Source organism: Marinobacter sp. (assembly GCF_040882185.1).
GTDB lineage: Bacteria > Pseudomonadota > Gammaproteobacteria > Pseudomonadales > Oleiphilaceae > Marinobacter.
Map to the genome: position 1 here is coordinate 320,312 of NZ_JBBEBW010000020.1, position 14,821 is coordinate 335,132.

The 14,821-nt window shown below is 55.5% G+C and carries 16 protein-coding genes; 6 read left to right on the plus strand and 10 right to left on the minus strand.

What is annotated here, in order from left to right:
• Positions 1-51: 51 nt before the first annotated feature.
• Positions 52-1,209, minus strand: coding sequence for an ABC transporter substrate-binding protein (locus tag WEB64_RS12215; RefSeq protein WP_368058221.1), 1,158 nt, complete (start codon positions 1,207-1,209; stop codon positions 52-54).
• A 281-nt stretch (positions 1,210-1,490) separates the two neighbouring features.
• On the opposite strand from WEB64_RS12215, the gene paaX reads away from it, so the two are divergent.
• Positions 1,491-2,453: a phenylacetic acid degradation operon negative regulatory protein PaaX gene (gene paaX, locus WEB64_RS12220; protein WP_368058219.1), complete on the plus strand. Its 963-nt coding sequence runs from the start codon at positions 1,491-1,493 to the stop codon at positions 2,451-2,453.
• A gap of 27 nt (positions 2,454-2,480) precedes the next feature.
• On the opposite strand, the gene WEB64_RS12225 is transcribed toward paaX, so the two are convergent.
• Positions 2,481-3,671, minus strand: coding sequence for a YbfB/YjiJ family MFS transporter (locus tag WEB64_RS12225; protein ID WP_368058217.1), 1,191 nt, complete (start codon positions 3,669-3,671; stop codon positions 2,481-2,483).
• 187 nt (positions 3,672-3,858) lie between these two features.
• Between WEB64_RS12225 and WEB64_RS12230 the strand changes: the two genes are divergently transcribed.
• Positions 3,859-5,379: a DEAD/DEAH box helicase gene (locus tag WEB64_RS12230; RefSeq protein ID WP_368058215.1), complete on the plus strand. Its 1,521-nt coding sequence runs from the start codon at positions 3,859-3,861 to the stop codon at positions 5,377-5,379.
• Here WEB64_RS12230 and WEB64_RS12235 read toward each other — a convergent pair.
• From WEB64_RS12235 to WEB64_RS12250, 4 genes are read right to left on the minus strand one after another with little or no spacing between them, the layout of a single operon-like run.
• Positions 5,358-5,873 (minus strand): dihydrofolate reductase, encoded by a 516-nt coding sequence (locus WEB64_RS12235; RefSeq protein ID WP_368058213.1) that lies wholly within the window; start codon positions 5,871-5,873, stop codon positions 5,358-5,360. The genes WEB64_RS12230 and WEB64_RS12235 overlap by 22 nt on opposite strands.
• Positions 5,874-5,924: 51 nt before the next feature.
• Positions 5,925-6,764, minus strand: coding sequence for a thymidylate synthase (locus tag WEB64_RS12240; protein ID WP_368058211.1), 840 nt, complete (start codon positions 6,762-6,764; stop codon positions 5,925-5,927).
• Complete coding sequence (gene lgt / locus WEB64_RS12245) at positions 6,761-7,549, minus strand: prolipoprotein diacylglyceryl transferase (RefSeq protein ID WP_368058209.1); 789 nt, start codon at positions 7,547-7,549, stop codon at positions 6,761-6,763. Before lgt ends, WEB64_RS12240 begins: the two co-directional genes overlap by 4 nt.
• Positions 7,550-7,559: 10 nt before the next feature.
• The gene (locus WEB64_RS12250) at positions 7,560-7,703 is read right to left on the minus strand and encodes a hypothetical protein (RefSeq protein WP_368058207.1); all 144 of its coding nucleotides are present in this window, start codon (positions 7,701-7,703) and stop codon (positions 7,560-7,562) included.
• Positions 7,704-7,826: 123 nt separating this feature from the next.
• Here WEB64_RS12250 and WEB64_RS12255 point away from each other — a divergent pair, with 123 nt between their 5' ends.
• Positions 7,827-8,612 carry an NRDE family protein gene (locus WEB64_RS12255; protein ID WP_368058205.1) on the plus strand — a complete coding sequence of 262 codons (786 nt, stop codon included), beginning with the start codon at positions 7,827-7,829 and terminating at the stop codon, positions 8,610-8,612.
• Here WEB64_RS12255 and WEB64_RS12260 read toward each other — a convergent pair.
• The gene (locus WEB64_RS12260) at positions 8,578-9,138 is read right to left on the minus strand and encodes a PilZ domain-containing protein (protein WP_368058203.1); all 561 of its coding nucleotides are present in this window, start codon (positions 9,136-9,138) and stop codon (positions 8,578-8,580) included. The genes WEB64_RS12255 and WEB64_RS12260 overlap by 35 nt on opposite strands.
• A gap of 150 nt (positions 9,139-9,288) precedes the next feature.
• Between WEB64_RS12260 and WEB64_RS12265 the strand changes: the two genes are divergently transcribed.
• The 3 genes from WEB64_RS12265 to dxs all read left to right on the plus strand — a co-directional run bounded on the left by WEB64_RS12265 (position 9,289) and on the right by dxs (position 12,489).
• Positions 9,289-9,543: an exodeoxyribonuclease VII small subunit gene (locus tag WEB64_RS12265; protein WP_368058201.1), complete on the plus strand. Its 255-nt coding sequence runs from the start codon at positions 9,289-9,291 to the stop codon at positions 9,541-9,543.
• On the plus strand, positions 9,543-10,439 hold the full coding sequence (locus tag WEB64_RS12270; RefSeq protein ID WP_368058199.1) for a polyprenyl synthetase family protein: 897 nt from the start codon (positions 9,543-9,545) through the stop codon (positions 10,437-10,439). Before WEB64_RS12265 ends, WEB64_RS12270 begins: the two co-directional genes overlap by 1 nt.
• A gap of 97 nt (positions 10,440-10,536) precedes the next feature.
• Positions 10,537-12,489 (plus strand): 1-deoxy-D-xylulose-5-phosphate synthase, encoded by a 1,953-nt coding sequence (gene dxs, locus WEB64_RS12275; protein WP_368058197.1) that lies wholly within the window; start codon positions 10,537-10,539, stop codon positions 12,487-12,489.
• Here the strand turns inward: dxs and ribA are convergent.
• The 3 genes from ribA to moaC all read right to left on the minus strand — a co-directional run bounded on the left by ribA (position 12,465) and on the right by moaC (position 14,776).
• Complete coding sequence (gene ribA, locus WEB64_RS12280; RefSeq protein ID WP_368058195.1) at positions 12,465-13,079, minus strand: GTP cyclohydrolase II; 615 nt, start codon at positions 13,077-13,079, stop codon at positions 12,465-12,467. The genes dxs and ribA overlap by 25 nt on opposite strands.
• A 208-nt stretch (positions 13,080-13,287) precedes the next feature.
• A complete protein-coding gene (gene moaA, locus WEB64_RS12285) occupies positions 13,288-14,298 on the minus strand; it encodes a GTP 3',8-cyclase MoaA (protein ID WP_368058193.1) in 1,011 nt (336 codons plus the stop codon).
• A gap of 1 nt (position 14,299) precedes the next feature.
• Complete coding sequence (gene moaC / locus WEB64_RS12290) at positions 14,300-14,776, minus strand: cyclic pyranopterin monophosphate synthase MoaC (RefSeq protein WP_368058191.1); 477 nt, start codon at positions 14,774-14,776, stop codon at positions 14,300-14,302.
• Between the last annotated feature and the right edge of the window lie 45 nt (positions 14,777-14,821).

Sequence of the window (14,821 nt, forward strand, 5' to 3'; positions counted from 1 at the left end):
CGACCTGTCCTACGAGAACAGCCGCCAGCCGAGAGACAGGTTAAAGGGGTATCAGTTGATCAGCTTCCAATTGCCATCCTTAACTTCCAGAATGCGGAACGAATCTGCATTGAGGCCATTATGGTCCTCCGGAGACATGTTGAATTCACCGGTTACACCAACATAACCCGTGATGTTTTCCAGCGCCTCTCGAACCGCCTCAGGGTCCGTCGAACCGGCCTCTTCAAAGGCGCGGACCGCCAACATCAGGCCGTCGTAGGCATAGGCACCAAAGGTTGACACCTTGGCATCCCACCGGGCCTCATATTCAGCCTTGTAGTTCTGGACTACTTCTTTCTGGGGGTCGTTATCCGGCAATGAGTCCGGAACCAGTAGCGGTGAAGCTGGCAGTCGAAGACTTTCGGCGGAGGAGCCGGCCAGCTCGAGGAAACCATCAGAGGCGACGCCGTGAGACTGGTAGAACGGCAGTTCCATACCAAGCTGAGCATAATTGCGGGTTACAATTGCCGGGCCCTGACCGAAACCGAAATTAAGAACCGCTTCCACACCTTTCGTGTTACGGATATTGGTCAGCTGGGCCGTCATATCTGTATCAGATCCGCTGTAAGTGACGTCCGCCAATACTTCCATTCCCATCTGCTCTGCCACTTCAAGAGTCTGGGTACGACCGGAACTGCCAAAACCATCGGTACCGGAAATCAGACCGATCTTGGTGATACCGCGCTCTTTCATGTCAGCGAGAATGCGCTCTGCCGCCATGCGATCCGACTGAGGCGTCTTGAAGACCCACTTTTTCACTGGGGTGGTAATAACGACAGCGCCCGCCAGGGAAATAAAGGGAACCTGCGCCTGCTCAATCAGAGGCACCGCCGCCATGGTGGCGCCAGTGGTACTGCCGCCAACGATAATATCTACCTGGTCCGACCGAATCAGACGGCTGGCGAAGTTGCGCGCAGAAGAGGCGTTTCCAACATCGTCATAATGGATCAGTTCGAGTGGGCGGCCCAGAACACCACCATCCTCATTAATTTTTTCCACGTACATCTCGAGCGTTTTCAGCTCGGGATCACCAAGGAAGGACGCCGGACCTGTCACAGACAGGAACGACCCAATTTTAATCGGTTCAGCAGCCTGGGCGCTCATCATCATGAGACCGGCAGCTGCAACCGCTGCGCATTTCCCGGCGCGACGTATCATTGTTTTAAGCATTATTTTTGTTCTCCCGAATTGTGCAGGGGCTTATGAGTATATTTTTTGTTACTTCGTTCTCGGTATAATTCGATACCACAGACGAATATCAAACGAAGTTATTGTATCATAACTTTCATGTCAACCGATTTCAGGGAGCCTGACTGACACTTCTTAAGTAAAGCCGACACTGAGCCAAGGCGCCAGAATGGCCATGAAAGAGACAAACCTTTACCTGACACGCAAGACCCGCATAATACGGGCCACGTGTTTCATTGATTCTTGTTTGCGAACCTAGGCCCATGACTGCAAAAAGCCAACTCGAACTGCTCGTCAAAAACTTCCAAAAGAAGCGACCACTCCGGGCCGGTTCTCTCATCATTAGCATCTATGGTGATGCCATCGTTCCCCGCGGTGGGAATGTCTGGCTTGGCAGCCTGATGAAGCTGCTCGAGCCCATGGGTATCAGCCAGCGGCTAGTACGCACGTCAGTGTATCGACTGGTTCAGGAATCCTGGCTGCAAACCGAAAAGGTCGGACGCTGCAGCTATTACAGCCTCACAGGCCAGGGTCTACGTCGGTTCGAACAGGCCTTCCAGCACGTTTACAATCTCGATACTGAGGAATGGAGCGGTAGCTGGTGCCTTGTATACCTGAATCAGCTGGCCCCGGAACTACGCCAGAAGGTTCGGGAAGAATTGAAGTGGCTCAGCTTTGGTAGCATGGCCCCGGGGCTGATGGAACACCCTCGGTTTACCCGCAGCGAACTGATTCCGATGTTGCAGGAATGGGGCGCTCTGGACGACACCGTCGTGATGCAAACCATTCCGATGGAGCAGAAAAGTCCCCGGGCACTTCGCCTGCAGGTCCGCGAAAGCTGGAACCTGGAGGAGCTTGGAGGCCGTTACCGACGCTTCCTGACGCAATTCCGACCCCTCTGGCGTGAGCTGCAGTCCGAAGACACCCTGGGCCCGGAGGAATGCCTGATTCTCCGGATCCTCCTGATTCACGAATATCGCAAAATCCTGCTCCGGGACCCGCTGCTGCCCGAAGAACTTTTACCGGGTGACTGGGAGGGCCGCAGTGCCAAGCAGCTGTGTCGCAACCTGTACCGGAAAATCCATGTGCGCGCCGAACAATGGCTGGATCAGACCTTGGAGAACGCCTCCGGCCCATTGCCGGGGCCAGGTGACAAGTTTTACAAGCGATTCGGAGGTCTTCGGGATTCAGGTATCGTCAGCGACACGTTAGCCGAAATGGACTAACGGCACTGCGAGTCAGACGCCCGGACGTTAATCCGGGAACGGTGCGGGCGCGCCCTGCTCTCGCTGTTGTGTCTTGCGCGCAAAATGTAGCACGACCACACCGAGTGCCATCACAATCAGGGTGAGCCAGAGGCCGTTGGTGTAATTACCCTCCACATCGGCCAGGTACCCCACCACGGCGGGCGCCAGCATCTGGGCAATACCATAACTGAAGGTCAGTCGGCTCATGGGTCGGGACGGGTTTTCGGGAAACACACGCCCTACCATCGCCAGCATCATGCTGACAATACCAATAAAGCCAGCGCCATAAATCACTGCACTGAGCATCACACTGGCCATGCTGGTATCGACGATCAACATCAGAATACTCACAGCATTGAGCGCATAGGCCAAATACAGCGCCAGCCATTGCCCCCAGCGACGCGAGAACACGTCCCAGAGCCAGCAGGCGGGTGTAGCGGCAAGGCCGGCAATGAGCCAGATCAGCCAGCCGTGGCCCCTGAGCTCGGGCATGGACTCGGCGATGGCCACCAAAAACGTCGCTGTCACTACATAGCCAACCCCGGCACAGAAATAGGCCAGTTGCAGAATTCGGATAAACCGGCTTCTCTCATCCCCGGCGGCGGCACCTCCAGTCCGGGGCAAGGTGCAGGCCCGGTAATCCGGCATCCAGCGCCAGGCAGGCACCAGCAGCACCAGCGCCACCAGCCCGTAAATCACCCACTGTTGATCCCAGGCAAAAGTCTCCTTAATCAGCTCTGCCACCACCGCAGTTAACACAATCCCGAGTCCGATACCTGAGAAGAACACCCCGAGTTCTGATTTTTGATTATTCTTGATCAGCCAGCTCATCAGCAGACCTGCCCCCAGCAACATACCCGCTGACGTGCTCAGGCCAGAGACAAAGCGCAACAGGAACCACAACCACACGTTGGTTGTATACCCCATGAGAACCGTCGAAATCACCGCAACCACCAGCCCGAGCTGGTACAACCGCACTTTGAGATCAAGATCGCTGATCCGGGTGATAACGACCGCACCGGTGAGGTATCCGGCGTAATTCACCGTTGCCAACATGCCTACCACTGATTTGCTCAACCCAAGCGCCGCTACCATCTCGGGGATCATCGGCGTGTAGGAGAACCGGGCAATACCCACCATGACCACAACCGCAATCACGCTGGCTGCTAGCACTTTTATTGTTTCTATTGGTTTCACGAAGTTTCCTCAGTTCGGAATCGATTTGCATCCGTCACCATAACCCGATCCGAACTCGGTGAGGGCAAATGCATACAGTTATGAACGAATCATGTCTATCAAATCCCGACCAAATCGACTACCATAAACACTATTAACGCATTGCCTTGCGATGCATCTCCTCCTTCCCAGAATTCCGAGTACATTAATGTCTGAATTGTCTTTTGCCGATCTCGGTCTTGATCCCGCCGTCCTCGAAGCCGTGGTTGCTGTCGGTTATGAAAAACCATCTCCGATTCAGGAACAGGCCATTCCGCTGTTGCTCAGCGGCGATAATTTGCTGGGTACCGCCCAGACCGGCACCGGTAAAACGGCCGCCTTTGCGCTGCCGTTGCTGAGTCGCATCGATCACAATGCCAAAGAACCCCAGATTCTTGTTTTGACGCCAACCCGCGAGTTGGCCATTCAGGTGGCCGAGGCGTTTACCACCTACGCCAGTAAAATCCGCGGCTTTCAGGTTCTGCCGATTTACGGCGGCCAGGACTTTTACCCGCAGCTGAAAGCGCTGAAGCGCGGAGCGCAGGTTATCGTTGGCACCCCGGGACGCACACTGGACCACTTGCGTCGCGGCACTCTGAAACTTGATACCGTCAAAGCACTGGTTCTGGACGAAGCCGACGAGATGCTTCGCATGGGGTTCATTGACGACGTTGAAGAAATACTGGCAGCTACGCCGGACAACTGCCAACGCGCCTTGTTCTCTGCCACCATGCCCGGCCCGATCCGGAAAGTGGCGCAGACCTACCTGAGCAATGCCGCTGAAGTCAAAATTGAAAGTCAGACCAAGACTGTTGCGCGCACCAAACAGTTTGTTCTACCGGTTTATGCTGAACGTAAGCTCGACGCCCTGACCCGCATACTGGAAGTTGAGCCCTTCGATGCCACCATTATCTTTGTGCGCACGAAAGCGGAAACCACGCTGCTGGCAGAAAAGCTCTCAGCCCGCGGTCATGCGGTAGCGCCGTTGAACGGTGATCTCAATCAGCGCCAGCGCGAGCTGACCGTCGAAGATCTTAAAAGCGGTAAACGGGATATTGTAGTTGCTACGGACGTGGCGGCGCGGGGTCTTGATGTCCCCAGGATCACTCACGTTATCAACTACGACGTACCGTACGATACTGAAGCTTATATTCACCGTATTGGCCGTACCGGTCGTGCTGGCCGCGAAGGCAAGGCGATTTTGCTGGTTACGCCACGGGAACGCAGTTGGCTGCGCACCCTTGAGCGCGCTACCAACTCGCCAATGGAAGCTTACCAGTTGCCTTCCCCTACCGACCTGCAGAAAATGCGGGAAGAGCAGTTTGAAACCCAACTGATGACCTTTGCAGAAGACCGTAAACTTGAAAAAGCGGTTGAGATGCTGAGAGGCATTTCAGAACGCAAGAACATCGATATGACCATTCTCGCCGGTGCGATGGCATGCTGGATGGAAACGGCTCAGCCCGGCGCGTTGCCACTGGAGCAACCTGCCGCGCTGCCAATTCCGTCACCGGAGCGTCGCGGTCGTGATGGCGGCAATGAGCGTCGCGGGCCCAAGCCGGGCTTCAAGAAAGGCGCTGGCAGAGGGGGTCCTAACAAACCCCCATTTAAAGGCGGCAAGCCTGGTGGTAAGCCCGGCGGCAAGCCACCAAGCAAGCGACCCGTCCGTCAGACCGACGACAAACGCTGATAAATGACGAAGCTGTAGTCGTAAGGGTTATTATCGGACGCGGAAAAATCCTCCCGTCCGATTTCCTCCCACTCATCCCAATTGACCTCCGGAAAGTACGCGTCACCCTCAACTTCTGCGTGCACCTCGGTAACGTACATCCGATCTATCTGTGGCAGCACATCGGCAAAAATCTGCCCACCTCCGATCACCATGACCTCGTCGCCATCCTCAAGTTCTGCCTGCGCGGTGGCGCGGACAAAGGCCTGCTCAAGGGATGTATCTCTGACGGCACCTGCGGGCGGCTGCCAATCCCTGTCACGGGTAACCACTATATTCAACCGCCCGGGCAATGGTCGTCCAATTGAATCCCAGGTTTTACGGCCCATGATAATGGGCTTTCCCATAGTCGCTTGCTTGAAATAACGTAAATCCTCCGGCAGGTACCAGGGCAATGCATTATTCCGACCGATAACCCGGTTCCTTGACATAGCGACAATCAGTGCCTTTCGCATAAGGACTCACCTCCGGTTTGTTTGGCGACAGAACCTGAGCACAAGAACGGCTCAAATTGCGATGGGGGCCTTAATCGCCAGATATGGCTCATAACCCTCAAACTCAAAATCTTCCAGCTCGTACTCAAACACCGACGCTGGTTTGCGCTTTATTTTCAGCTTTGGCAAAGGGCGAGGCTGACGGTTGAGTTGTTCAAACACGATGTCATCCGTGAGATGGTTCTGGTAAAGGTGGCAGTCTCCAAAGGTGTGCACAAACTCACCTACTTCCAGATCGCACTGCTGCGCAATGATGTGAGTTAACAGGCTGTAGGAGGCAATGTTAAAAGGCACCCCCAAGAAAAGGTCTGCACTGCGCTGGTATAACTGGCAGGAGAGCCGACCGTCAGCGACGTAGAATTGAAATAGGCAATGGCACGGTGCGAGCGCCATCCGGCCAGCTTCAACGTTGGCCTGAGGGCTCAACGATTCATCCGGTAGTTCAGCCGGGTTCCAGGCCGACACCACCAGTCTTCGGGAATTGGGTTTGGTCCTGATCTGATGAATCACCTCCTGAATCTGGTCAACCACATCACCACTGGGGCACTGCCAGCTTCGCCACTGCTTGCCGTATATTGGCCCGAGATCACCGTCCTCTAACGCCCATTCGTTCCAGATATTGACCTTGCGCTCCTGCAGCCAGCGATTATCTGTAGAACCCGCCAGGAACCACAACAATTCGTAGATAATGCTGCGCAGATGGATTTTCTTGGTGGTGACCAACGGAAAACCGTCGGTCAGATCGAAACGGATCTGGCGACCAAACACCGAACGGGTACCCACGCCGGTACGATCTCCACGATCCATACCGTTATCAACCACGTCTTTCATCAGCTCCAGGTAGGCTTTCATCTAACGTCTCTCCTGTAGGCAAAAGCAATCATCGCCAATCCGGCGAGTATCATCGGGAAAGATAACACCTGTCCCATGGTGAGCCAGTCAAATGCCAGGTAGCCAAGCTGCGGGTCCGGCTGACGCACAAACTCCACCAAAAACCGGAAAATGCCATAGAGCAACAGGAAACAGCCGCTGACCGCCATGCGAGGTCGGGGTTTCGATGAAAACCACCACAGCAGAATGAAGAACAGCACACCTTCCAGGGCAAACTGATAAAGCTGGGAAGGGTGTCGCGCCAGGGTATCCTGGGCCTGCGGAAACACCATCCCCCATGACACATCGGTCGGCTTGCCCCAAAGCTCACCGTTGATGAAGTTGCCAATCCGGCCAGCACCCAGACCTACTGGTACAAGAGGGGCAACGAAATCGGCAATCTGGAAAAAACTGCGGCCGATTTTACGACCAAACCACCAGAACGCGAGCATCACACCGATCAGGCCCCCGTGGAAGGACATTCCCCCCTCCCACACCCGCAGCAACCAGAGCGGATCACCAAGAAACTGATCAAAATTATAGAAGATCACATATCCGAACCGGCCGCCCAGAATGACGCCGAGGGCGATGTAGAACAAAAGATCGCTCATCTGCTCCTCTGTGACCGGTGAACCGGGTTTTCGGGCGCGCAACCGACCCAGCCACCAGCCCACCAGAAAGCCGACCAGATAGGTCAGGCCATACCAGTGAACTTTTATCGGACCAAGGGATATGGCAACCGGGTCAAATTCGGGATGACGAAGCATAAACGGACTCTCAGTTCAGATCAGAAAACGGATGCCAATCAAAGCTGGCGATCAGTACAATGATGAATCCGCCGCCAAGGCCGAAAAGGCTGGCAAGCACGCCAGCGAACGCACCCAATATCAGGTAAAGTCCGGTCATTAGCAGCATTGTCATGGACGTTTCCGCCAATTCAGAATAAAGGCGCTATGATACACAAGCGCTGGCTGGATTATCACCACTAAAGGCCATTCCCGAAGGCTCGGCTCGTCGCACTGCGTTTATCAGAAGGTCGTGATTATGTGTTTGATCGTGTTCTCCGTGGGTTTTCACCCCCAATTTCCACTGGTGGTGACAGCAAACAGGGATGAGTTTCACCCGCGGGCTACGGCAGCTATGCACTGGTGGGACGAACCCGGCGTCCTGGCCGGGAGGGACCTGGCTTCCGGCGGTACCTGGCTTGCGGTGACCCAAGATGGCCATGTCAGCGCGGTTACCAATGTACGCGAAGGTGGAGCAAAGCCCCGGAACGTTTCACGGGGCGCCTTACCATTGCTGGCAGCCACAGAAACCCCATCCGATATCGAACAACACTTGCAGCAAGCAGGCGATGACTACGCAGGCTTTAATCTCATCAGTCTCACTACCAGGGGCGGGGAGTACTACAGCAACCGGGACAGCGCTATTCGGCGGAAGCTTCTACCCGGACTGTACGGAGTGAGCAACCATTTACTGCAAAGCCCATGGCCGAAACTGCTCAAATTACGGGACTCGATGGGGCAAACACTGGCACAGAGCGATTGTCATCATACCGGTCAGTTACACGATGTGCTGATCGGTCAAATGCAGGATACTCAACCAGCACCGGATCAGTGCCTGCCAGCAACCGGCGTGAGTATCGAACTGGAGCGCATGCTGTCCTCGCCATTTATCAGCGGCCGCGACTATGGCACCCGAGCAACCACTATTGCCACGGTCGATGTAATGGGTCAGGTGATGGTGACTGAGCAGTCCTGGGGTCCGGAAGGTCGCGATGATGGGCGGCTTCAATTCAAGTGGCGGGTGGATAACGAAGCTGGCGAATAGTTCGGGACTGGACACTGAGGATATGACGAATCAGGCGTTCCTGATCATTTTCCGGGAGCCGCTCGAAATCAGTTCGTAAACGATAGCCGCCAGCGATGGTATCGGAACTGAGCACCTTCACAATAGCGCTGAAATGCTCCGCCTCCGGGAAGAACAACAGGTCAATCCGGAGGCGCTCACCGGCCTTAACCCACTCATCTACATCGAACGCCAGCCCACTGGCACTGATGTTGACCTCCAGCGGTTGCAAAGTCGTATCGTCGGGATATTCCTTCAGACCGAGCGCGGCCATCACCATGGCAAGCTTTTCGTTTATCAGGGTCGCCACGTGATGGGTCCGGGGACATTGCTCTGCCAGAGCCGCCAGCTCATGGGCCAGTTCCCGGTCGAGCGCGGACAGTCGGTTATGGAGCGACAACCTCGCCTGCTCAGATGAGACCGCTGCCTCGTCCCGCAACCGGGTATATCGCATCGCCACCCTATCACTCACCCGGTAGAACTGTCGTCGGTCTTTACCATCCCACATGGCAGACTCCTGGTATGTGTTGGCATCGCCTCGATAGTGTTACAAACTGCTCATTTACAGGATAGCTGAATCGACGCAAGGCAGTCTTTTTAAGCTACGGCCTCTGTTATACTTCCGCCCAAACCGTGCAACCATCGGAGGTCCATCACCATGGCCGAGCAGACAAGCGTAAGCTCGATCTCAGACTTTGAAAAGTCACTCAATGAGCTGGAAGCCCTGGTCCGGGACCTGGAACAGGGTGAACTGTCGCTGGAACAGTCACTGTCCGCCTTTGAGCGAGGAGTGAAACTGACCCGCGAATGTCAGCAGGCGCTTAGATCCGCCGAACAGCGGGTCGAGCAGTTGGTTCAGCGTGATGACGGTGAACTGGAGACACGGCCTTTCAACCCGGATGCCACGGCCTGATGCTCACATTAACACCCGATGCCAGCTTTATTGACCGCTGCCGAGCAGAAGTGGATGCCGAACTCCAGCGACGTCTTGATCACGGCGATAACACCCCAGAAGCGCTGCAGAAAGCCATGTTTTACAGTGTACTCGGGGGCGGCAAGCGCATACGTCCGGCGTTGTGTATTGGAGCGGCCCTGGTGGTTGGTCAGACTGCCCAACTGGCGCGGGTACCCGCATGTGCCATCGAACTGATCCACGCTTATTCCCTGGTTCACGACGATTTGCCAGCGATGGACAATGATGAGTTACGCCGGGGCAGGCCAACCACCCATATTGCCTTTGACGAGGCCACCGCCATTCTCGCGGGTGACGCCCTTCAGAGCCTGGCTTTTGAATGGCTTTCCCTGGCACCTGAACTGAGCGCCCAGATCAGGTTGCGCATGATACGTGAACTTGCGACCGCGAGCGGCCACCAGGGTATGGTAGGCGGGCAGGCCATTGATCTCGATGCTGTGGGCCAGACTCTCACCCTGGCCGAGCTGGAAACCATGCACCGTCTGAAAACCGGGTCGCTGATCGAGGCCAGCGTACGTATCGGAGCGCTCACAGACGCCAGTATCGAAGACACGACGCTACACCATCTGACCACTTATGCGCGCGCCTTGGGGTTGGCGTTCCAGGTTCAGGATGATTTGCTGGATATTGAGGGGGACACTCAGGTGATGGGTAAACCCAAAGGGTCGGATGTCGCACGAGCCAAGCCGACTTACCCGGCCTTATTGGGCGCTGAGGGTGCCCGTATACATTTGTCCCAGCTGCTGGACGCTGCTCTGGAGAGCCTGACGCCGTTCGGCAGCCGAGCAGAGTCCCTCAGAGCTATGGCAGGATTCGTGGTAGCGCGTAATCATTGAGCTTTCGGGGGTCTTTAGATGTGAAACTACCCCCTTTAGTCCCCTATAATATGAGCTGTCACCATACAGCCGAATTTTCTGGAAAAGACGCGAGCGGATGCAGGACACCTATTTATTCAAGGAAATCCCGGCGCAGCAGCCCAACACGCCTTTGCTCGACCGGATAGAGACGCCAGACCAGCTTCGCCTGTTACAGGACGATCAGCTGTCGCAACTGGCGAGAGAATTGCGCTCATTTTTGCTGTGGTCCGTGGGCCAGACCGGCGGACATTTTGGTGCCGGGCTGGGCGTACTGGAACTGACCGTAGCGCTGCATTATGTTTTCAACACACCTGAAGACCGCCTGGTTTGGGACGTCGGGCATCAGGCCTATCCCCACAAGATTCTGACTGGACGTCGCAAGTTTATGTCGTCCATACGGAAAAAGTCCGGTCTCGCAGGCTTTCCAAAACGCGCTGAGAGCCCCTTCGATACTTTTGGCGTCGGGCACTCAAGTACCTCAATCAGCGCTGCTCTGGGCATGGCCATAGCGGCCCGTATGCAACATATACCCCGTAAAAGTATTGCCGTCATCGGTGACGGGGCGATGACCGCAGGCATGGCATTTGAGGCGCTCAACCATGCAGGCCATATTCGCGCCGATCTGCTGGTTATTCTCAACGATAACGACATGTCCATTTCTCACAATGTCGGTGGCCTATCGAATTATTTTGCCAAGCTTCTCGCCAGCCGTACCTATAACCAGGTCCGTGACAGCAGCAAACGCGTACTTCAGGCGACTCCCAATCTGATGGCGCTGGCCAGGAAAACGGAAGAGCACTTCAAGGGCATGATTTCCCCCGGCACCTTATTCGAAGAGCTGGGCTTTAACTATATCGGACCTATCGACGGTCATGATCTTCCGCTGTTGGTGGAAACTCTGGAAAACATCCGGGAGCTGGACGGGCCTCAGTTTCTGCATGTAGTAACTAAAAAAGGCAAAGGATTTGACCTTGCAGAGGCTGATCCTATTGGCTATCACGCGATTAATAAGATCGAGCCAATTCCGGCTGAAACACCTGCGCCTGTCGCCAGCGTCCCCAAACGACCGAAGTATGCCAACGTTTTCGGCCAATGGTTATGCGATATAGCCGAGCAGGATGAGCGTGTGGTAGGTATTACACCGGCGATGTGTGAAGGCTCTGACCTGGTCACCTTCAGTCAGCGTTTTCCGGATCGCTATTTTGACGTGGCCATCGCTGAACAACACGCTGTCACCCTTGCTGCCGGGATGGCCTGCGATGGAGCCAAGCCGGTCGTGGCAATTTATTCGACGTTCCTGCAGCGTGCCTATGATCAACTGATTCACGACGTGGCAATCCAGAATCTGGACGTACTTTTTGCCATTGATCGCGCTGGTCTGGTCGGGGAAGACGGCCCAACCCACGCAGGCGCATTCGATCTCAGCTACCTCCGCTGCGTCCCTAACCTCATTATTATGGCACCCTCGGACGAGAACGAGGTCAGGCAACTGCTTCAGACCGGGCTGGCGTTCGATGGCCCTGCCGCGGTGCGCTATCCCCGAGGAACCGGCCCCGGTGCCACTATCCAGCAGGCGCTGACCCCCTTACCTATTGGTCAGGGCCGCCGGGTTCGGGACGGGGGCGGAGTCGCCATTCTCAATTTCGGGACTTTACTGGGGCCCGCCATGGAAGCGGCTAACGCCCTGGGAGCAACCGTTGCAGATATGCGATTTGTGAAACCACTTGACGAAGCTCTGATCCGCCAATTGGCTGAAAGCCATGAAGTGTTGGTTACACTGGAGGAGAATGCCATAGCCGGGGGCGCAGGTAGCGCTGTGGTTGAATATCTGAACGCCGAAGGTATTGTTATGCCCGTACTTCAGCTTGGTCTGCCGGACCGTTTTGTCGACCATGGCAAACATGCCGAACTGTTGGCAGAGTGTGGTCTTGATGGGGAAGGGATACGGTCGTCGATAGAACAGAGGCTAGAGCTGATCAGGCAGAAGCAGGGCTCAGGCCCCGCTCACATGGCGATATCGTCGTCCTGATGGGTTTCCATCCAGTGCCCTAACTTGCTTTGCTTGGTGTCGAGATAATGCTCGTTATGGGGGTTCCGCCCTACGTGTAGCGGAACCCGCTCGACGATTTCGATACCCAGCGCCGTCAACGCGTCCACCTTGCGGGGATTGTTTGTCATCAGCCTGAGGCTCTTGATACCCAGATGGTCCAACATGTCACGACACATAGTGTAGTCGCGGAGATCAGCTGCAAAACCGAGACGCTCGTTAGCTTCCACCGTATCCGCCCCTTGGTCCTGCAGGTTATAGGCGCGAATTTTATTCAATAGCCCGATGCCCCGCCCTTCCTGTCGCAGATACATCAGCAATCCCCGGCCTTCCCGGGCGATGCTGCGGAGAGCCTCCTCCAACTGATAGCCGCAATCACAGCGCATGCTGTAAAGAGCGTCTCCGGTCAGGCACTCAGAGTGGGTCCGGGCGAGCATGGGTTCATCGCTGTCGAGCGCACCCAGCGTAAGCGCAATGTGCTCCTTACCAGTGTCAGGCTCTTCAAACCCGTGCATGTCAAAAACGCCAAACGGCGTCGGTAGTCGGCAAGTGTCGACGTAACGAACCACCACGAAAATACCTCGTCTTGAATTTGTAAGCGGCGCATTTTAGCAGAACAGGGCTACTGGGCGTAGCAAGATCATGCCGTCCTGGCCGGGCTTTATATAAGAGTGAATTACGAAGGCAAGACGCATTCAGCTCGCTTTTTCCTGAAATCCGATAACGACTGACTGGCCGCCTGCTTCACACCACACTCCGCCCCAGGGCATTGTCTCGCCCCTAACCGCCTGTCGCACTCATGAAACGGAGTATCTGGGGCTCATCGTCAAGGTCAAAATGATGTTTTTCTGGCTTGATTAACATTGCGTCATGCAAGGCTTCTTGCACTCTGGCGTCTACAGAAACCTGATCAGACGAACCATTTCTGAGAATCTCTCTTAAATCGAGTGAGTGCTCATTACCGAGACACAATAACAACCGGCCTTCGGTGGTAACCCGCACCCGATTGCAATCACCGCAGAAATTATGGCTGTGCGGGGAGATGAACCCTATGCGGCTGGCGTGACCGGGGATCTGATAATAGCGTGATGGTCCGCCGGTATCGTCGGCCACTGATTCAAGCGCGTAGCGGGACCGAATCACCTCCCGTATGTCATCGCTGGAGAAAAAGGCACTGGCACGGTCGTGCTCGGTAATGACGCCCAATGGCATTTCTTCAATGAAGCTCAGATCGAGCCCCTGGCCCAGAGCATAGTCAACCAGCGGCAGCACTTCATGATCATTGCGGCCTTTCAAAACGACCGCGTTGATTTTGGTGTGATCAAAGCCTGCGCGCTGGGCGGCTTCGATTCCCGCCAGAACCTTGCCAAGCCTCCCTGTGCGGGTGAGCTCGTGAAAACGCTCTTCATCCAGGCTGTCCAGACTGACGTTAAGACGATCCACGCCAGCGGCTTTCAATGGCTCAGCCAAATCCTGCAAACGACTACCGTTAGTCGTCATGCAGAGCTCCCGAAGCCCGGGCAAAGCACTGAGGTTTTTCGCCAGCTCCACCACCCCTGGTCTCACCAGGGGCTCGCCACCGGTCAGCCGTATCTTGGTTACGCCGCAGGCGACCAGGTTGCGGGCCAGCACTTCAATTTCTTCCAATGACAAAACTTGCGATTTGGGCAGGAAAACCATCTCTTCCGACATGCAATAAACACAGCGAAAGTCACACCGGTCAGTCACCGAGATTCTCACGTAGGTAACGTGCCTTCCGAAATTATCGATCAAAGGGGAAGAACTATTCATATCACACCGCCTGCCAGTGGCCGCTGCGACCACCCGTTTTTTCAAGTAGCCGGACCGTTTCGATAACCATACCCCGGTCCACCGCTTTACACATATCATAGAGCGTCAGGGCCGCAATACTGGCCGCTGTCAGCGCTTCCATCTCGACACCGGTCTGACCCGACAATTTGCAGCGGGCTTCAATGCGAACGGCCGCTGGCTCCAGTTCCGGACTGAGTTCGATCTTGACCGATGTGAGATTAAGGACGTGACAAAGAGGAATGAGATCATGGGTTTTCTTGGCCGCCATAATCCCGGCAATCCGGGCTACGGCAAGCACGTCGCCTTTGGGGTGCTCACCATCAACGATCATTGCCAAAGTTTCCGGTGCCATTGTAATGCGGGCCTCGGCCCGTGCTTCTCGCTCGGTTTCCGCTTTGGCGGTGACGTCCACCATGCGGGCGGCACCTTTGTCATCCAAGTGGGTCAGTTTGCTCACAGAGCCTCCGGATCATGGTGTTTGCCCCAGCATAACAGAAACCCG